Annotated in this window: 14 protein-coding genes and 1 riboswitch; of the genes, 5 read left to right on the top strand and 9 right to left on the bottom strand. The window is 42.1% G+C overall.

Translation table 11 applies throughout. The features are described 5' to 3' along the window. Positions 1-95: 95 nt before the first annotated feature. The 3 genes from K7887_RS01945 to K7887_RS01935 form a co-directional block, all read right to left on the bottom strand. Entirely contained in the window at positions 96-6,050 is a 5,955-nt protein-coding gene (locus K7887_RS01945) for a lamin tail domain-containing metallophosphoesterase family protein (RefSeq protein ID WP_223491929.1), read from the bottom strand. 575 nt (positions 6,051-6,625) lie between these two features. Then, positions 6,626-7,321: an ABC transporter ATP-binding protein gene (locus tag K7887_RS01940; protein WP_223491928.1), complete on the bottom strand. Its 696-nt coding sequence runs from the start codon at positions 7,319-7,321 to the stop codon at positions 6,626-6,628. Positions 7,322-7,331: 10 nt separating this feature from the next. Beyond that, a complete protein-coding gene (locus K7887_RS01935; RefSeq protein WP_223491927.1) occupies positions 7,332-8,777 on the bottom strand; it encodes an ABC transporter permease in 1,446 nt (481 codons plus the stop codon). Positions 8,778-8,957: 180 nt separating this feature from the next. Between K7887_RS01935 and K7887_RS01930 the strand changes: the two genes are divergently transcribed. From K7887_RS01930 to K7887_RS01910, 5 genes are all read left to right on the top strand, one after another. After that, the gene (locus K7887_RS01930) at positions 8,958-9,641 is read left to right on the top strand and encodes a response regulator transcription factor (protein WP_223491926.1); all 684 of its coding nucleotides are present in this window, start codon (positions 8,958-8,960) and stop codon (positions 9,639-9,641) included. Continuing rightward, entirely contained in the window at positions 9,638-11,104 is a 1,467-nt protein-coding gene (locus K7887_RS01925) for a sensor histidine kinase (RefSeq protein WP_223491925.1), read from the top strand. Before K7887_RS01930 ends, K7887_RS01925 begins: the two co-directional genes overlap by 4 nt. A gap of 304 nt (positions 11,105-11,408) precedes the next feature. Beyond that, positions 11,409-11,508, top strand: a riboswitch (purine riboswitch). A 78-nt stretch (positions 11,509-11,586) separates the two neighbouring features. After that, the gene (gene guaC, locus K7887_RS01920) at positions 11,587-12,570 is read left to right on the top strand and encodes a GMP reductase (RefSeq protein ID WP_223491924.1); all 984 of its coding nucleotides are present in this window, start codon (positions 11,587-11,589) and stop codon (positions 12,568-12,570) included. Between the two features lie 220 nt (positions 12,571-12,790). Then, a complete protein-coding gene (locus K7887_RS01915; RefSeq protein WP_223491923.1) occupies positions 12,791-13,819 on the top strand; it encodes a LacI family DNA-binding transcriptional regulator in 1,029 nt (342 codons plus the stop codon). Between the two features lie 222 nt (positions 13,820-14,041). After that, positions 14,042-15,286, top strand: coding sequence for a sugar ABC transporter substrate-binding protein (locus K7887_RS01910; RefSeq protein ID WP_223491922.1), 1,245 nt, complete (start codon positions 14,042-14,044; stop codon positions 15,284-15,286). A gap of 113 nt (positions 15,287-15,399) precedes the next feature. On the opposite strand, the gene K7887_RS01905 is transcribed toward K7887_RS01910, so the two are convergent. The 6 genes from K7887_RS01905 to K7887_RS01880 form a co-directional block, all read right to left on the bottom strand. Next, entirely contained in the window at positions 15,400-15,573 is a 174-nt protein-coding gene (locus K7887_RS01905; protein WP_399209044.1) for a CorA family divalent cation transporter, read from the bottom strand. A gap of 112 nt (positions 15,574-15,685) precedes the next feature. Beyond that, on the bottom strand, positions 15,686-16,246 hold the full coding sequence (locus K7887_RS01900; protein ID WP_223491921.1) for a hypothetical protein: 561 nt from the start codon (positions 16,244-16,246) through the stop codon (positions 15,686-15,688). Between the two features lie 345 nt (positions 16,247-16,591). After that, positions 16,592-16,765 carry a CorA family divalent cation transporter gene (locus K7887_RS01895; protein WP_399209044.1) on the bottom strand — a complete coding sequence of 58 codons (174 nt, stop codon included), beginning with the start codon at positions 16,763-16,765 and terminating at the stop codon, positions 16,592-16,594. A gap of 112 nt (positions 16,766-16,877) precedes the next feature. Next, positions 16,878-17,438 (bottom strand): hypothetical protein, encoded by a 561-nt coding sequence (locus K7887_RS01890; RefSeq protein WP_223491921.1) that lies wholly within the window; start codon positions 17,436-17,438, stop codon positions 16,878-16,880. Between the two features lie 345 nt (positions 17,439-17,783). Next, on the bottom strand, positions 17,784-18,743 hold the full coding sequence (gene corA / locus K7887_RS01885; protein ID WP_223491920.1) for a magnesium/cobalt transporter CorA: 960 nt from the start codon (positions 18,741-18,743) through the stop codon (positions 17,784-17,786). A 236-nt stretch (positions 18,744-18,979) separates the two neighbouring features. Continuing rightward, positions 18,980-19,843 (bottom strand): SDR family oxidoreductase, encoded by an 864-nt coding sequence (locus tag K7887_RS01880; RefSeq protein WP_223491919.1) that lies wholly within the window; start codon positions 19,841-19,843, stop codon positions 18,980-18,982. Between the last annotated feature and the right edge of the window lie 38 nt (positions 19,844-19,881).

Here is a 19,881-nt window from a genome sequence, read left to right as displayed (position 1 = left end):
AATCATAGTTCTACGTCTCTTCTTCTAAGTTTATATTGATTTATTAAAAAAAGACACATGAAATCCAAAAGATTCCATGCGTCTCACCTATCATCCTATAACACCCTTCTTCTCTTCCTCACCATCACCAAACATCCTACTCCCATCACCAGCAATAAAAACCCGATGACATAAAAGTCATATAGATTAGTAGCCGTGTTTGGAAGCTTCTCTCCACTCTGTTTCTTTCCTTGTTCGTTTTTCTTCCCATCGTTACTACCTGGCGCTGCTGGGTTATTCACCTTAACCGGATCTGCCGGTTTTCCAGGCTGTCCTGGTTGCCCAGGGTTTGGATTCATGGGATTCGGCTTGCTTGGCCCCGGCGCACCTGGATTAGTCGGCCCTCCAGGATTACCACCTGGCTTGCCCGGTTCCCCAGGTCCTCCAGGCTCTGATGGATCCGGCTCAACAGGCCCATCCGCCACCTTACCTTTAGTAAAAGTCCAAATATCCGACTTAGTCATACCCGTGTGCTCATCCTCCACCACGACATACCACCAATAACGCTCGTTTTCGTCAAGCCCTTCCCAGACCATCTCTGCCACACTTCCGCTCGAAACAGCCTCTTGCTTGCCAATTTCCACTTCCGTATAAACGTTCACCGCAAAGTAGTCAGTTGCCACGCGCTTTTCTTTTGGCTGAAGGTCAAGGTCCAGCACAAACTCATCCTTGCCTGGATAGGTTTCGGTATCATAATAGTTGTACTGATCAAGGTACGGAGAGTACGTGTTCACGACAATCCGGTTATTGTCTGTATCAAAATGCAATAGTCGCATGAAGCCTTGTCCGCCTTCTGGACCTGCCTGATAATCGGCAAGCATTTGATAGACTTTACGATCTGCTACGCCATCTCCATCATCATCCACTTCATCAATCAGTGTTTGCGCCTCATGATAATGGCCGCTCAACACCGCAATGACATTCTCGTTTGGCAGTACGACTTCCTCATACAACTTGTCGCCAAGCGGATGACGCACGCCTGTTGCCTGCAAGTATTCGTGGAAGCTCAAAATCGCCATGCGGTCTGGATGGGCTGCAAGCACCTCATTCACCCAGGCAATCCCTTCGTCTTCCACACCCCAACCGAGGTAAACCATGATATAGTCATTTCCGTTGGAGGAAATAAGGTCATAATGTCCGCGGTTATTTTTATATGTGCCGCCATAGAAAGGCTTGTCCTCAAAGCGGTCCGCGCCAAAGTACTTATAATACTCGGTGTAGTCATTCGTTTTGTGATCTACGTCATGGTTCCCGGCAAGCACGCCATAAGGAATTTCACGTTCGTCCAAAACACCCATATACTGATCCGCATAATTCCATTGGCCTTCCTGATCAGCCGTATTCACGAGATCTCCCGTGTGGAACACATACTCAATTTTCATTTCCTCTTCCATTTCTGCAATCCATTCGGTCTGCCTTTCATAGATGTGCGGGAAGCTTTCGGAGTAATACTGAGTGTCTGACATCCAGACAAACGTGTAATCGTACTCTTCAGGTGAGGCTGGAATTTCATCCTGCACCAGTACGTTGATGTTGCTTTCTTTTACAAAATCAGCGACTGCGACCTCTCCTTGCAGGCCAAAGTCTTCCGTTCCAGCAATCTTATAATCAACAATTTCCCACTTGTTCGACGTGTGGTTCCAGGCATACATGGTAACCTTCCTGCCTTCAAGGGAGTTCCCCTTCCAAACAAGCTCGACCGTATCCCCCTCCTGAACCGAATCGTCCACCGTCACATCAAAGCGGTGATACGGGAATTCTGTGGAGGAATCCGTGATCAGATATTCCCCGTCTTCGTTAGATACAAGTGCAATATCCTCTTCTGTAAAAGCTTCCTCGCCCTCTGGCACCATCATTTGCGGCGGTTCCACTTCGTTGGCATTTTTAAAGCCTTTCATGCGATCGCCTTGAGTCACATCGTACTTATAACCACCGTAAAAAGTAACATCTAAATCATCATCAGTCGGATCGGCCACCTTTACCTTCAACGTCGGGTCACCATCAACAGGTGTTTCCTCATCATCTGCAGGTGAAACGAGCTCCGGCTTCAGTGGATTTTCATTCACCACCGTAAAATGCACCACTTTTACAGCTTCGTTCCCTACCTCATCGATCGCCACGATTTTCAACGTATGTTCGCCAGCCGAAAGCTTAGAAGATGCCGTTTCAAAAGGTACCGCAATTTCCTTGTCATCAAGGAGCACCATCGTTTCTTTTACACCAGCAATCGCATCGGTTGCTGTCACATCAATCGTAAAAGCACCTTTGTATTCTTTTCCTTCTTCTAGAGAAGTCGTGATGCTTGGCGCGGTGTTATCCACCATCACCTTTGTTGAGATCTCCTCATCTGCATCCATAGCAGAAATCACATGCTCCCCATCCGAGACAGAAGCTGTGTCCCACTTATAAGATTTGGATGGCGCCTGCTCCCCTGTGACCGTAAAAGTGAAGTCCTCAAAAATGCGGTCTGTTCCGTCATCGCCCATGTCAAACACTTGCGCCGGGTCATTTTTCACCGCATCACGCAGAATCGTTCCATCTGCCAAAACGAGGCGAACGTTTCTCAAGTTATAATCGTCACGGTTGTCTTCGGACTCCAAGTCAAACGGAGACGCCTTGTTACCTGCACGAATCGTAATCGTATTGTCGCCAAGCTCGAGTTTGTCCGGATCAATCGGAACTGTGATCGTCTGCCATTCATTGATCCAGTCATCAAAAATATGCAGAACCTCATCCCCCATGGTTACTCCGTTCTGGAAGAAGGTATTGATGCCGCTCACCTCAAAAGCAAAATAAGAGGTATGCTCAACAGCCTGGAATGTTTCCCCTTCCACTTCCACACCGTCTATCAAAAGCTTCACATCTTCCGGGGCATCCGTGCTGGAAGTCCCTTTCAAAATCTTCTCCCCAGCAAGAATCTCGCCTTCTTTTACATTCAAGCGGAGACTGGAGAAATCCAATTCCGTTGCGACCTTCACCTTATACGTCTCTGTTGTCACTTCATTCATGCCATCCGAAATCTCGAAATAATATTCCACATACTCTTTCGCAATAATTTCAGGCGAGTAGATTGTATAGTGGTAAAGCAGGTCATTGTAATCCTTCGTCAGGATCGCGTGTTTGAAGTCGGTCTGGTCGTTCGTTCGGTAAAATAAACGGACCGTCTTCACTTCCTTATCATCCTGCGCATCCAGAACGATTTCGATATTCTCCGTCTGGTCAACCTCGGTGACCTTTGTTAAATTTTCATAAGTCGGCGCTATCGTATCTGCTTCGATCTGAACCGTTTCCGCAGGCACTTGTGAAGCGTCCACCATACCAGGCGTTGCTGCTTTTTCCGCTGCACTTGTCTTGATCATTTGAGTGGAACCATCTAGCGGGTATTGATAAAACACACCCATATTGGCTGCCGTGTCCTTTACATTTGGAACATCATTGTAGTAGGCAACCGCAAGCTCCTGTTTAGAGTTCGTTGCTACCACAAGTCCGCGCATCCCGCCATTGGCCATACCATCGCTGTAGATGCGGACGATATTCTGATCTTCCACCAAATTGGAACCATAATTTGCGTTGAAATCCGCCACGGTCTGCTCGCGGTTTTGCGCATTGATGATCCAGAATACAAGTGTTTCCTTGGATGGAATCACCACATCATCTGGAATCGAAGGCCACACCACATCTGTCGCACTCTCCGCTCCGTAACGATAATAAAGCTTATAATCTTTAAAACTAAGATCCTGATTCGTATTATTATAGATTTCAATGAACTCATAGCCATCCGCTGACCCAACATTCGTCGAATCCGGAACCACTTCTGTCACCAAAAATGGCGGCAGAGATTGATAATCCACTTCAATTTGTTCTACTTCAATCGTGAACTCTTCCGTCTTGGAAACATTCCAACCATCTGAAGCTTCCACATAGTAAACGATATTCCCTGAAACATCCGCCCCAAGTATTTCTGCCGTATAGACAGAAGATCCTTCAGACGTTGGGTTCATGGACAACGAAGTAAATGTCTCCTCCCCTTGCTTTTTATAAAATAAAGTCGCAAAAGGCTTTGCCATGTCATCAGTAATCGTCGCTTCAATCCGAATTGGCGAGTACGCAGTTCCATTTGTGACAGGTGTATGCTCTACCACAGGCGCTACCGTATCTTCCGGTATTTCCTCTAGCTCCACCGGGTTAGTCGGCACCTGGCTTTCTTTCGCCATACCTGGTGTCGGCGCAGCCAAACCTTCTAGCTTCAGCATCTCTGTCCCGCTAGATGGAAACAGATAATCAATGCCCGCTCCATTATTATCATTGTCACTGCCAAGATAGCTTGCAGACACAACCTCCGCACCCTCTGCATCCTTGATCACAAGAGCACGATTGCCGCCATTTGCGAAGCCAGGGAAGACATCCTTGAACTCTACAACCTGACTTTCTGTGAGCGCGAGCCCAAAGTTTTCGTTAAACTCAGCTAGCGTCCTGTTTCCGTTGTTATACCAAAATACGATTTCCTCCTGCGGCTCCAAGATCACTGCAGGCACCTGGAATGGCAGCTCACTTCCCGTGTCCGTATATTTATAAACAAACGAATAGTTTGCTAGATTCATAGGCTGATTCGTATTGTTATACACCTCAAAAAACTCGTAGTAATCCGTCCCTCCCCCTTTAGAGTTCGGGGACAGCTCGGTAATAAGCAATGGTAGCTCACTGTATGTTTCTGCTGGTACCTCCACCTCAATCGTGGACGTCTCCGTCGCTGCTGTGTTGGTTCCATCCGATGCTTCGATGTAATAAGTGATTGGCCCATTCACCTTAGAAGCTGGAATTTCAGCAGTATAGGTAGACGTTGCCTCTTGTTGTTGCATGCTTAGACTCGTATAACTTTCCTCTGATTCTTTTTTATAAAATAATGTTGCTGTAGTTACACCAACTTCATCCGTTATCGTCGCTTGCATAGTGATGGCAGTGAACCTTTCCACTTCTGTAACGGCGGTGTGTTCAATCACTGGCAGTGTTTTGTCTGCGACAGGCGCTTCCTCTTCCTCCACAGTCACCGGCTGTTCAGGAACTTGAACAGCATCAATGGTTCCAGGCGTTGGCAATGCAAGAACCGCATGCTTGTCCATCACCGTCCCGCTCGCCGGAAACTTATACTCAATTCCCGCTCCGTTGTTATCATTCTCGTTTCCTAGATAACTGGCAGAAACCAATTCCTTCCCTTGCTTATCCTTGATCACCAATGCGCGGTTTCCACCATTCGCAAAACCCGGGAAGACATCTTTGAAAGAAACCACCTGCTCTTCCGTTAACGCCAACCCATAGTTCTCGTTTAAATCAGCTAAACTACGGTCTCCATTGTTATACCAAAATACTAGGGTTTCCTGTGATTCAATGGTCGTTTCAGGAACTGTGAAAGGAATCTCCTTTCCTGTATCCGTGTATGTATAGATAAAATTTAGATTCGCTGTAGATATTGCCTTGTCTGTATTATTGTAAAGCTCAAAGTACTCATAATGATCAGTACCAGCTGAGTTTGGAGAAATTTCTGTGATGAGTAGATGCGGGAGCAGGTTGTAATCCAGCTCTTCTGTGATGGTTTCTTCTTCCGTTTGTTGCACTTCAGTAGGTTCTTCTGGTTGTTCCGTTGATTCACCCACTTCTTCCTCTTTGGAAGATGGAGCAACTTCTGTTTCTGGTTCTTCTTTTACAGGCTCTTCAACTTCGGCTTCTTCTGTTGCAGGTTCTTCCGTTACCTCTTCTTCCACCGCTTCCACTTCAGGCGTCTGTGGTTCTACCTGTTCCTCAGCAGATGGGTCTGTACTTTCAACCGGTTCGCTACTTTCCTCCGGATTAGTTACCTCATTTTCCTCAACAGGAGTCGTTTCCGTTTCTGTAACCTCTTCCTCCGCATGCACCACAGTTCGCGGCACAACCGGCTGAAAACTCGTTCCCACAATAGTAAAAATCATCAATGACGACAGCAGCTTCCTACCAAACTTACGGTTCTCTTTCCTCATCACTAACCTCCACCGAACTATTTTGAACATTTAAAATTTTACCGATGGAATGTTAAGTGGGTATGAAGGTGTTGTAAAATTTGTGGAAAGCTGGGTAGTTTTGAGAGTCTAGACCAAAATTGCTAATGCGACCTAAAACCACGGCCCAAGATCTCAATTTCTTGGGGCGCTTTCTTGCTTTTCATATGGCTCTGAAATGTTAACCTTGGCCGAATTTTTCATTTGCGCTCATATTCGACTATTTCAACATGAAGACCTTGTCATCAAGGTCTTCATATTGGCGATGAGGACCTCTCTTCTCCTTTTTCCTCGTCACCGAGGTCTTCATAACGGCGATGAGGACCTCTCTTCTCCTGATTTCTCGTCACCGAGGTCTTCATAACGGCAATGAGGACCTCTCTTCTCCTTTTTCCTCGTCACGGAGGTCTTCATACGAGTGATGAGGACCTCTCTCCTCCTTTTCCCTCGTCACGGAGGTCTTCATCCCAAAGAATCCAGCATTCCATTATTTTATAGTTTCTCAAACAACAAAAAAACCGAATGACGGTGGTGTCCATCATTCGGGTTCGAATATCTTACCTAACTACCGCTTCTCTCATCCTCTCCTCTACCATTCTCCCTTTCGTTAAGGTAACTTTTACATCAGAATCACTTGCGATACTTTGGTCATGTGTGACGACGATCACGCATTTCCCTTCATCATGGGCAAGCTTTTGTAATAAAGTAATGATACTTTTCGCTGTTTCTTCATCCAAGTTCCCTGTAGGCTCGTCCGCAACTATCAGATCTGCAGACGAAGAGATGGCGCGTGCGATGGATACTCTTTGTTGTTGCCCTCCGCTAAGCGTTAAGACTTTTTGATTCGCCTGGTCTTTGGAAATGCCTACTCTCTCCAATAAATCCAGGGCGTATTGCTTTTTATTTTGCTGCTTCACGCCCGTTATTTCCATTGCCGTTAAGACGTTTTGAATCGCTGTCATATATGGAAGGAGATTATAGGACTGAAACACAATGGATACATATTGATTCCGAAACTTGGTTAAACCAATTTTGCTCAAGTCGGTTCCTTCATAGAGAACCATGCCCTCTTTAGGAGTATCGAGCGCAGAAACCAAGGCGAGGAATGTTGTTTTCCCAGATCCTGATGGTCCTACAATGGTATAAAAGGTACCTCTCTCAAATGCCATGTCCACATCTTTTAAAATATACTGTTGCATGGAACCTTGTTTGTACCAGTAACTTACTTGCTGTAACGATAATAGTTTACTCATCATGTACCTCCTAGTCTTGATTAGTCAAAATTGCTTTTGGATTCATTCGAAGAACACTTAAGGCAGGAACAAGTGTTGAAAATAAAATGACAAGTAGTCCAATTCCAACCATCATGATAATGTTTTCGGCTGTAACGCCAATGGCTAGTTCTTCTATCGTTTGTACGTCCTGGGTTTGAATCATGCCTCCAGGTCCCATTGCTCCCATCATTCCTCGCCTGTTGGTAAAGGATTGTGGTTCGTTACTTTCTTCAGAGGCGGTAAGCTCTTGTTCTAGTAATTGGTTCCCTACTGCTTCTGCCACATAGCTGCCTGTCACCAGGGATAGCCCCATAGCCAATACCGCAACCATCAATATTTCTACAAGGAATTGACCTACTAATTTTTTTCGTTTCTCTCCAATTGCTAATAAAACGCCCATCTCATACTTTCTTTCTCGAATGGTCATCATGACAATCAAGCCAAGAATAATCGATCCGGCAATCGTGACTAGTAACACAATCTTGTTAGAAAAGGATGATACATTCTCGATCGGTCCCATCATTTGTTGATAGAGCTGATCATTCGCATTTAGAATAAACGTATCAAAATCAATGGTACTCTCATTTTTTGCTTCCTCCATAAACGCATCAATGTTTAACGGGTCATTCATATAATAGATGGCCTGATTAATGATCCCTTCTTCACCCTTCAATTGATTAGCTGCTTCTATCGGTACATAAATAGAGTTATAAGGGTTCATTGATAGCATTCTTTCTGCTTGTGGAGGTATTTCCGCACTAGTAGAATAGATACCTTTGATTTCAAGTGTTACCGTTTCTTCTGTTTCCACTGATGTAATGGAGATTTCATCGCCTATTGACCAGTCATTTTCAGAGGCTAGGTTTTCCTCCACCAACGTGACCATTTTCCCTGCATCATCCCCTGTAAGATGTTCTCCTTCTACCATTTCAGATTGGCCATCCATGAAAGATGTAGCCGCATCACTATATAATACTCCTTGGACATCCAAATCAGCATTCATACCGCCACCCATTCTACCAGGCATCATGCTTCCTTGATCTTGATCTTCTTCTATTGTACTTTCTTCCTCTGCTCCTCCAATCGCCGTGAAATCAGCTGCCATGGCACTAGTTGTAGAGTAGAAGTTATACCCTTCCACATAATCAGAACCAATGAGTGATTCTGCATCTTCTATATCGATGGGAATGGGTTGGAACATGGCTTGCCTTCTTCTCTCTTCCCCACCATTTTCCACCAGACTTTGCCTGTCGACCGTTAACGTGACATCTCCACCAAGCTCCTGTCTTGCTAAATTACTAGACTCCTCCGCAGCTGTCTGGATCGTTAAACCAGTCAATACAAATACAGATATAACAGCAAGTACAACAAGAAGAATCAGGCTTTTCCCTTTCCTGGCTGTTACACTCCAATACGCCCTTTTGATAAAATTCATTCCTTATTACCTCCTCTTTTTTTAAAACAAGCTATAGTAGGTATTATTCAAAACCAAACTGATTTGGTCCTTAAAAGAAACTGAAAGTTAGCTGAAAATTTTATTCAAAGGGCCATCATCCAGCCATATTGGGGTTACAATAAGCGGTATGAAGGTAAACGGAGAGAGGTACATGTTGCCATGAATAACCAAGAAATTAAAATACTGCTGGTCGATGATGAAAAAAATATATTACAATTCCTCGAGCTTGGCTTATCCAATGAAGGATATAAAGTAATGACAGCATCAGATGGGATTATTGCGATGAACCTGTTACCAGACTTCAAGCCGCATGTCGTCATTTTAGATGTCATGATGCCTGGGTTAGATGGATTTGAGGTCTGTAATATGATAAGAAAGACCGGTGTCCAAACCTCCATCATCATGCTGACGGCAAGAGATGAGGTCGACAATCGGGTAAAAGGGTTAAAAATTGGAGCAGACGATTATATCGTGAAGCCTTTTAGCTTTGAGGAATTATTAGCACGTATTCAAGCTCGGATCCGAAACCAGTTTCCGGACCAATTCGGTGAAGTCGTCTACGGTCCTTTTCGAATAGATGACAGACGGAAAGAGATTGAGTACAAAGGTAAAGGACTGACCCTCTCCCCGACAGAGTATGAACTATTAAAGTATCTCGTCTTAAATCACGGGATGGTCATGAGTAAGTTGTTAATACTAGATAAGGTATGGGGATATACCTTCCAAGGAGAGGATAACATCGTAGAAGTCTACATCCGTTCCTTACGGGAAAAGCTCGGTGATAAACAGCATCAACTCATTCGTACGATCAGAGGGGCTGGATATAGGTTGGATTTATCATGAAGCCTATTCGGAAAATCCTACAAATCCTATCCCCTTCCTCACTTCGGTATCAGCTTCTTTCTAAAATGCTCATCATCCTCTCTCTCATTTTAGTGGTGATCGGCTTTTTTCAATATATTGTCTTAAAGGACTTTCTTTATAAAAATGAGGCCGAGCAATTAAGAGGAACCATCATGTCTGTACCTATAGGGGCGTTGGGAGAATTAGCGGATCCTCCCGGCGGCAGAGAGCGCCCTCATTTTTTCTTAATGGAGAATATGTCTCTCTCCCTCATTCAGGAGGATGGAACATATATCGACTTATTAGAAAACAACGGATTGGTTTCACCAAAGCTTTCTCAAGCGGAATTAGAGGCAATAAAACAAAACATAGGCGTTAGGAATAGAGCAGATTATCATTTATTAAAAGATGAAAACGGCACGGAACAGCTTGTCCTATTCCGACCTGCCTTACGAAATCCAAAAAGATTTCAAAATGGAGAAGGTGCGATACTACAAATGGGAGTCAGCACCGCTCCCTTGCAGCAGTTATTATGGAAACAATGGCTAACCTTTATGATCCTATCCGCTTTTGCGATTGCAGTAGGGATCTGGATCTACTTCTCTGTTATTAAAAAGACATTGGGACCTTTATCCAACATCGTATCATCTGTTCAGACCATCAACGCTACCAACATGGCGTACCGAATTCCACAGAAACAAGGACAAGAAGAAATAGATCTGTTATCCGAATCCTTCAATGATATGCTAAAACGCCTAGAGCTATCTTTTGGACAAGAACGAGAAGCAAAGGAACAAATGAGACGTTTCATCGCGGACGCCTCCCATGAACTCAGAACCCCTCTTACATCTGTGCATGGATATCTGGAAGTATTGTTAAGAGGCGCTGCCCAAAATCCGAATCAATTGTCGATGGCACTTGATAATATGTACGGCGAAACCAAGCGGGTGATTAAGCTAGTAGAGGAATTATTACTGTTGGCTAAATTGGATCAAGCACCACAATTAGAACTGCAATCAACCAACCTAACCGAACTCATCCGCGACATGAAGCCACAGCTTAGCATTCTGGCGGGAAAAAGAATAGTTACCTTTCATTTGGTAAACGATGTGTACGCGAATGTGAACCCTGACAAAATAAAGCAAGTAATCTTAAACCTTTTTCAAAACGCCATTCAACATACAGATGCTGCGCAAGGCAGGATTGATATTCGGTTAGAGGTAAAGGATTCTTCCATTCATTTAAGCGTGGAGGATAATGGCTCCGGAATAGAAAAGGACAAACTGCCGCATGTTTTTGAGCGGTTTTATCGAATTGATTATTCCAGAAACCGTGAATATGGAGGTGCCGGGCTCGGACTCTCCATTACGAAAGCGATTGTAGAAGCACACCATGGAAGTGTGGATGTTGTTAGTGCCCCGGGGGAAGGCGCTAAATTTTATGTTTGTTTGCCAATGGGGTGAGTCGTCGGGACAGGTTTGCCGACCCGTCTTTAAACTATCCCTATTTTGCTATAGCATGTAAAAATAGTCGATATTTATCGATTTAATTTAATCCCCTTCAAAACAACATTTGAAAATCAGTTGTACAAACGTTTGTTTAAAAATTGCTATATACGTATATTTTCTGATGAACATACTACTGCTCTGTCGTAAAAAATCATTTTTATGAGCGATAACACTTAAAATTATATCTATTTTTTAATAAAATACGAACAATAAATGTTTACACTCTGCGAAAGTTCGTTTATAATCGAACTTGTGTTGAAATTACTTATAAAGTTTCATTCGTATATTCTTAGAGATATGGTCTAAGAGTTTCTACTAGGAGCCGTAAAATCCTAACTACGAATGGGTGGATTCACTCTGCCCATTTTCAGTCTGGATTTTTTGTTGTGTAAAAACCGAACATTACTATGAAAATAATTCTTTTAGGAGTGTGTCTCATGGAAAATGTATTTGATTATGAAGATATTCAGTTAGTGCCAAATAAATGTGTCGTTAACAGCCGATCTGAGTGTGATACAACGGTAACACTTGGTGGCCGTCAATTTAAACTTCCTGTAGTGCCAGCCAATATGCAAACGATCATTGATGAAAAGATTGCCCTGTATCTTGCTGAAAATAACTATTTTTACATCATGCATCGCTTTGAGCCACAAAAGCGTCAAACATTCATCGAGAACATGCATGCAAAAGGCCTTTACGCTTCCATCAGTGTGGGAGTGAAAGAAGAAGAATATTCCTTCGTTGAGGAACTTGCAGCAGAAGGTCTTACTCCTGAATACATTACAATCGACATTGCCCATGGGCATTCCAATGCTGTCATCAATATGATTCAGCATATTAAAAAACACCTACCAGAGAGCTTCGTCATTGCTGGCAACGTTGGTACACCTGAAGCAGTGCGCGAACTCGAACATGCGGGCGCAGATGCAACTAAAGTCGGGATTGGACCTGGTAAAGTATGTATCACAAAAATTAAAACTGGTTTCGGAACTGGTGGCTGGCAGTTGGCAGCACTTCGTTTATGTGCAAAGGCAGCAAGCAAACCAATTATCGCTGACGGCGGAATCCGTACACACGGTGACATCGCGAAATCCGTACGTTTTGGTGCAACGATGGTCATGATCGGCTCCCTTTTTGCAGGCCATGAAGAATCACCAGGAGAAACGAGCGAAGTAAACGGAAAGCTAGTGAAAGAATACTTCGGCTCCGCTTCCGAATTCCAAAAAGGCGAAAAGAAAAACGTAGAAGGCAAAAAAATGTTCGTTGAGCATAAAGGTGCCTTACAAGATACATTAACTGAAATGGAACAAGACCTTCAATCTTCCATCTCTTACGCTGGTGGAACCACTTTAGACTCCATCCGTCACGTAGATTATGTGATTGTAAAGAACTCCATTTTTAATGGGGATAAGGTTTACTAAGGTTTAGGGGAACAAACATGGCAGCATACTTAATCCGGAGGGGTTAGGTATGCTGTTTTTTTATGTTGACTAGGGTAATGCGGAAAATCATTATTGTAGCAGATATCATGCTTCATATTGAAAGAACGATCCTGCCAAAAAATAAAGCATATTGACAACTTTTATTGAAATGTATTAATCTTATAACACAAGGAGTTAACCGGTTAACCTGGAGGAAAAGATGAAAAAAACAACTATTAAAGATGTAGCTAAATATGCGGAAGTATCGCCTGCAACCGTATCCTATGTACTAAACGGTGTAAAAAAAGTATCGGATGATACAAAGCGGCGAGTACTTGAAGCGGTTGAAGTTTTAAATTACTACCCTGATTTTACCGCCATTAGCTTGTCAAAGAAGAAATCCAATCTGATTGGAATAATGCTCCCGTTAGTGGAAGATTCACCGGCTTCGGTGTTTAAGAACAACTTATATTACAACGAGTTTGTTAGCGGAGTGGAGTCAGTCGCTCGAAACCGTAAGTTTGATACGATGATCGCAGGTGTTGGCAATCCTGAAGAATGTAGAAATTGGGTAAAGAAAAGAAATTTAGATGGATTGATATTCTTGGGGATGTTCTCCCAAAACTTATACAATGAATTGAAAGCGCTTAACATTCCAACTGTCCTTATTGATACTTATGAGGAATATACAAATCTATTTGATAATGTGAAAGTAAATGATGAACATGGTGGATATTTAGCAACTAAACATTTAATTGATTTGGGACACAAAGACATCGGTTTTGTCGCTACGAATCTTACATCAAGCCCTGTCGACACAAAGCGTTTTGAGGGATATAAAAAAGCATTACAAGAAGCTGGTCTGAGCTTAGATAAGAAGTTAATTTTTGAAACGAAAGATATTACATTTGATAATGGATTAAAGATTGGGAAGAAGATTGTAAACTATAATCGAAAATTAACAGGAATTGTAACGGTGTCAGATGTGTTGGCTATTGGAATTATTAAAGCTCTACAAAAGCAAGGTAAACAAGTTCCTGGTGATTATTCGATTGTCGGTTTTGATGATTTAACTATCAGTAACTATACGACGCCTAGTTTAACGACAGTCCGACAAGACATTATTGAAAAAGGAAAAACAGCCGGAAACCTACTCTTAAATTCTATTGAATCAATAGATATCGAACATCAAACGGTTGAAATGCCAGTAGAACTTATCATTAGAGAATCGACCCAGAAACGTAACTAAAAAAATTTAGAAGTGCTATTAACTAACATATAGCACTTTAAATTTTAAAAACTTGGTTAAACGGTTAACCTAATCTACTTAAAGTTGATTAAATTGTAAGCGCTTATAATCAGAATACTTTTTAATCACTTAACCGATTAACCCTCATGGAAGGTGGTGATAACACTTATTCAACTCGAAAATTAACATGCTTATCGTATTAATTAAAAGGGGGAGAAAGTTATGATGAAAAATAAATTGGCTATTCTATCTTCAATTTTAGTATTGATGTTCTTAGTTGCTTGTGGTCCAGACAGAGCGCAGAATAGTAATTCAGATACAAGTGAAGCAGGTGCTCCAGAGGAATTATTAGTTTGGACACCAACAGATCAAGCTCCAGCGGTTGAAGAAATAGTAAAAGGATTTACTGACGAAACAGGTATTCCCGTAAAAGTCCTTCCATTTGCGATGGATAAACAAGAAGAAGCATTGTCACTTGATGGCCCGGCTGGAAAAGGTCCTGATTTGTTCTTTCAACCAGGTATCGGAAGCTTGGCAGTGAAAGGGTTAGTTCGACCAATGGAAGTGGATCAAGCAATTCTTGATACTTATTCAGAAGGTTCAGTAGAAGCTTTAAGCTTTGAAGGAGAAGTTTATGGACTTCCTGCAGTCGTAGAATCACTTGCGCTTTACTATAACAAAGACCTTGTTCCAGAAGCACCGGAAACAATGGCAGATTTAGAAGAAATCGCGAAATCATTAACCGATATGCCAAACAATAAGTTTGGTTTCTTATATCCTGCAATAGATTTCTATTTCTCCTTTCCATTTATGGCGGGGTATGGAGCAGAGATTTTTGGTCAAGAAAACAATGTCTATAATACAAGCGATATAGGCATAGCAAGCGAAGGAGCTCAACAAGGTGGACAATTAATTCAAAGTTGGTTTGAAAAAGGGTACATCCCACAAGGAATTACAATGGATGTTGTAGGTGGCTTATTTACTGAAGGAGATGTAGGCGCAATCATTAATGGTCCTTGGGCACTTAAGGAATTACAAGAACAACTAGGAGATAAATTAGGAACGGCTCCACTACCAAAGCTTGAGAACGGGGAACATCCTATAACGTTTTTAGGAACAAAAGGCTGGATGCTTTCTGAGTTCACGGAATATCCAAAAGAGGCAACAGAATTAGCAATTTATTTAACAAATGAAGAATCTTTGAACTATTACTTTGCTGAAACAGGAGAAATGCCAGCCAAATCTTCCATCCTTAGCAGCGAGGAATTTCAAAATGATCCTTTATTAACTGGTTTTGCAACACAACTTGAGCATGCAAAGCCTTTCCCTCCAGTACCTGCACTCTCAGCAGTTTGGGATCCAATGGCTAATGCATTGACATTTATTTCAGAGGGCGATGATGTCAAAGAAACATTAGAAAGTGCAAAAGAATTAATTAATCAAGAAATAGAAATGAGCTACGAATAAAACAAAATGCCTAGAAGTTATCTTGCCTCCAACAGGATAACTTCTAGGCAATCATTTTGTTAAGAAAGCAAAATGACACTCCTCAGTAGATTTGCGCAAAACTTCTAGTTATCTCACTTAAACCAACCCTTCCACTTAAACCAAATAAACAAGCTTATCCCCATGACGGCCATGACTCCAAGCGCCACAAAGTATCCGTATCTCCAAGTCAGCTCAGGCATGTTTTGAAAGTTCATCCCGTAGATTCCCGCTATAAACGTCAATAAAGCAGGGGGGGCGGTTCCCATGCTTCTTTTGGAGTTAGATGGAAGTGACAGGACCGTCCCCCTGCTACCGCTAGCAAATAATCTTATCTCGCCCAACATAAATATAAATGAGATTACTGAGTTGCCTTAATTTCTAATCTAATGCAAAGACATTTAAAGACCTAGTACTTGTAGTGGCTGTTAATATGTTAGACCCTCTTACAGTTAATCGAATCTCATAAGTGTGCATACCAGAACCAGGTGTATCAACCCAAGTTAAATTAGGAATATTGCTAAATAAGCGTACAATCCCACCTGGTTTATCTCCTTCGTCATTTTCTACGATAGTAGCCAAAAGGATATCATCCCTATACAAAGAATACTCTATTGTGAACTGAAAAGTAGTAGACAAACCTACTATAATATCTACTGCTGCTACCGAATCTATTTTTACTGATTGGTCAGCGTCAGAATTTACAGACACCGTCAACACAGTAGTTTCAACTTCAGGAGTTAACACTGCACCCTCTCCAGTTTGGTCAAACCCAAAAAAACCAATTCCTCCAGCTGGACCTGGTGGACCTGGTGGACCTGGTGGACCTGGTGGGCCTGGTGGACCTGTTGGACCGCGTCTTCCAAGAGGACAGTCATATTTTGTTGATTTCAAAACCGGGAATATATGACAACTACAATCGGAGTATTTTTTCCTCTTCAAAGCTAATCACCTCCAGTCCTACTACCTCAAGTTATGCGATAAAAATAAAAACGCTTGGACTTTTTAAACGGTTAGGTAAATATAAAAGTACCTAATTTCCGTTTGAGCGGAGCATGGGCTACCTACTTTCGAAATATTTAGCCAGGTGGGTTCGTCTTCGGATAAAATTTTCAAGGTCGGCTTACTTCTATAATGGCTTAACCACTTTCCATATCCAATCATCTCCCCAATAGTCCGCGCTACTGATTTCTTTCTCATTGGATTAACTATGCTGTTTTTTATTTAGTTCTCAAAACAAAAAACGAGTATAGGTTTCATACTCGCTTCAGTCTACATATAGGTATCTCACTTAAACCAACCCTTCCACTTAAACCAAATAAACAAGCTTATCCCCATGACGGCCATGACTCCAAGCGCCACAAAGTATCCGTATCTCCAAGTCAGCTCAGGCATGTTTTGAAAGTTCATCCCGTAGATTCCCGCTATAAACGTCAATAAAGCAGGGGGGGCGGTTCCCATGCTTCTTTTGGAGTTAGATGGAAGTGACAGGACCGTCCCCCTGCTACCGCTAGCAAATAATCTTATCTCGCCCAACATAAATATAAATGAGATTACTGAGTTGCCTTAATTTCTAATCTAATGCAAAGACATTTAAAGACCTAGTACTTGTAGTGGCTGTTAATATGTTAGACCCTCTTACAGTTAATCGAATCTCATAAGTGTGCATACCAGAACCAGGTGTATCAACCCAAGTTAAATTAGGAATATTGCTAAATAAGCGTACAATCCCACCTGGTTTATCTCCTTCGTCATTTTCTACGATAGTAGCCAAAAGGATATCATCCCTATACAAAGAATACTCTATTGTGAACTGAAAAGTAGTAGACAAACCTACTATAATATCTACTGCTGCTACCGAATCTATTTTTACTGATTGGTCAGCGTCAGAATTTACAGACACCGTCAACACAGTAGTTTCAACTTCAGGAGTTAACACTGCACCCTCTCCAGTTTGGTCAAACCCAAAAAAACCAATTCCTCCAGCTGGACCTGGTGGACCTGGTGGACCTGGTGGACCTGGTGGGCCTGGTGGACCTGTTGGACCGCGTCTTCCAAGAGGACAGTCATATTTTGTTGATTTCAAAACCGGGAATATATGACAACTACAATCGGAGTATTTTTTCCTCTTCAAAGCTAATCACCTCCAGTCCTACTACCTCAAGTTATGCGATAAAAATAAAAACGCTTGGACTTTTTAAACGGTTAGGTAAATATAAAAGTACCTAATTTCCGTTTGAGCGGAGCATGGGCTACCTACTTTCGAAATATTTAGCCAGGTGGGTTCGTCTTCGGATAAAATTTTCAAGGTCGGCTTACTTCTATAATGGCTTAACCACTTTCCATATCCAATCATCTCCCCAATAGTCCGCGCTACTGATTTCTTTCTCATTGGATTAACTATGCTGTTTTTTATTTAGTTCTCAAAACAAAAAACGAGTATAGGTTTCATACTCGCTTCAGTCTACATATAGGTATCTCACTTAAACCAACCCTTCCACTTAAACCAAATAAACAAGCTTATCCCCATGACGGCCATGACTCCAAGCGCCACAAAGTATCCGTATCTCCAAGTCAGCTCAGGCATGTTTTGAAAGTTCATCCCGTAGATTCCCGCTATAAAAGTCAATGGTGCGAAGATGGACGTGATGATGGTAAGGACCTTCATCACATTGTTGGCTTGATGGGAGTTCAAGGAAAGGTAATTATCCCGAATGTCCGCCGTCAATTCCCGGTTGGAGGTAATCAAGTCAGAAAGCTTCAAGAGATGGTCATAAATATCCGCGAAGTACTCTTTTCTTTTCATCACCCCATCCAGACGATGATTATTGAGCATGCGGTACAGCAGATCACGCATTGGGTTGATCGTATGTCTTAGCTCCAATAAGGAATACCTTGTATCGAACAGCTCTTCCATCAGCTGATTCATTGATTTATCTTGCGTGTTCTCCTCGATTTTGTCCAGCTGGTCCTCCAGCTTATAAAGGAACGGAAAATAATTATCGACAATGTCATCCAGGATTTCATAAAACACATAATATTCATCCCAATTTTCCACGTCTTTGGGTGGCTTGTCTAAGCTCTTCCACACCTCATCCACCTCTTTAGAAGGTGCCTGATGAAAACTCACGACATAATTTTCCCCTAAAAAGAAATTCACTTCCTCCTTATGAAGCTCCTCATCCTTTTCCTGAATACTGTGCGTCACGAAAAAAGTATGATCCTCATAATGATCAAGCTTCGGCCGCTGTAGTCTATGTATGCAATCCTCTATCGCCAATGGATGGAATTGAAAAGTACTGTCTAAATGTTTTATTTCCTCTTCCGTAGGCTGGTTAAAGTCAACCCAAATCCATTTATAGGCGTTTCTATCGAGGTTATTGATGTTAATGTTTTTGGTGATTTGATGATCCCTTGTCATTCCGGCTATTCTTATCATGTGGCTGTCCCCTCACAATCATATAGGGTTTTTATACCCGGAATTGTGGGGTTTTAAAAGTGGGGGTGGATGTATTGTTTTCAAAAGCCATAAACATTTAATGTTTTTTCAATCATAAACAAAGAGACTCCCCATAGTTACTAAACTTATGGAAAGCCTCATAAAATTTTATATATCATACTAATACTCAATAATAGCAAGGGTTTGTCGTCTTAATACTTAAAATGATTCAGTGTTTAAGAGATATCATTAACAACTTGATTGAGTCCGTCACTAATTGGTGTAGCTGAACGCCCAAGAAGTTTTTCGAAGTCATTGCTTTCGACTTCAAGCGTACCTTCTCTAATGCCTGTTTGGATTTCCACAAGAAAAGGAATTAGAAAATCTGGTACACCTGCACCTTTCATAATGTCTGCATAAGTATTGTCATCAACTTGTTGTAAAGGTACTTCTTTCCCCAATACATTACCAAGAGCTGATACAAACTCTTCCTGAGTTAATAGTTTTCCAGAAAGCTCGTAGATAGAATTTTCGTGCCCATTACCAGTCAATACCGCAACCGCAGCATCTGCGTAATCTTGTTGTAATGCCCATCCTACCTTACCATTTCCTGCTGATGTCACCCAAGGAGCACCTGCTAGAACACCTTGAATACTTGAAATTTCATTTTCCAAGTACCAATTATTTCTTAAAAATGAATAAGGAATACCTGTTTTCATGATAGCTTCTTCTGTTGCTTTATGCGTTGGAGCAAGGAAGTTTTCACTTTCCTTTGCATTCGCTATGCTAGTATAAGCAATAAATTTCACTCCAGCACGCTCGGCCGCAGCTATTGCATTCGCGTGTTGTCGTATTCTTGTTTCATTTTCCCCATCCGCAGAGATAATTAGCAAGCGATCAACGCCAGCAAAAGCCGCATCAAGTGTTTCTGGATAATCAAAATCACCTTTTCGGACATCTACTCCTCGAGCCCGCAATCCTTCAGCTTTCTCTGGATTACGAACACTTACAGCTAATTGGTTTCCTGGTACCTTTTTTAATAAAGCCTCTACAATTTTAGATCCTAATTTTCCTGTCGCACCTGTAACTAACATTTTCATGTATTATTCCCCCGATATACTTTTCATTTTAATAGTCT

It is taken from the genome of Sutcliffiella horikoshii, from assembly GCF_019931755.1.
Lineage (GTDB): Bacteria > Bacillota > Bacilli > Bacillales > Bacillaceae_I > Sutcliffiella_A > Sutcliffiella_A horikoshii_E.
Note: the sequence above shows the minus strand (reverse complement) of the source record. Positions and strands in the feature narration are given on the sequence as shown.

Coding starts and splice junctions, on each gene's coding strand:
- K7887_RS01915 (WP_223491923.1), top strand. CDS start 12,791: ATGAAAAAAACAACTATTAAAGATGTAGCTAAATATGCGGAAGTATCG.
- corA (WP_223491920.1), bottom strand. CDS start 18,743: ATGATAAGAATAGCCGGAATGACAAGGGATCATCAAATCACCAAAAAC.
- K7887_RS01945 (WP_223491929.1), bottom strand. CDS start 6,050: ATGAGGAAAGAGAACCGTAAGTTTGGTAGGAAGCTGCTGTCGTCATTG.
- K7887_RS01930 (WP_223491926.1), top strand. CDS start 8,958: ATGAATAACCAAGAAATTAAAATACTGCTGGTCGATGATGAAAAAAAT.
- K7887_RS01935 (WP_223491927.1), bottom strand. CDS start 8,777: ATGAATTTTATCAAAAGGGCGTATTGGAGTGTAACAGCCAGGAAAGGG.
- K7887_RS01940 (WP_223491928.1), bottom strand. CDS start 7,321: ATGAGTAAACTATTATCGTTACAGCAAGTAAGTTACTGGTACAAACAA.
- K7887_RS01895 (WP_399209044.1), bottom strand. CDS start 16,765: ATGGGAACCGCCCCCCCTGCTTTATTGACGTTTATAGCGGGAATCTAC.
- K7887_RS01925 (WP_223491925.1), top strand. CDS start 9,638: ATGAAGCCTATTCGGAAAATCCTACAAATCCTATCCCCTTCCTCACTT.
- guaC (WP_223491924.1), top strand. CDS start 11,587: ATGGAAAATGTATTTGATTATGAAGATATTCAGTTAGTGCCAAATAAA.
- K7887_RS01880 (WP_223491919.1), bottom strand. CDS start 19,843: ATGAAAATGTTAGTTACAGGTGCGACAGGAAAATTAGGATCTAAAATT.
- K7887_RS01910 (WP_223491922.1), top strand. CDS start 14,042: ATGATGAAAAATAAATTGGCTATTCTATCTTCAATTTTAGTATTGATG.
- K7887_RS01905 (WP_399209044.1), bottom strand. CDS start 15,573: ATGGGAACCGCCCCCCCTGCTTTATTGACGTTTATAGCGGGAATCTAC.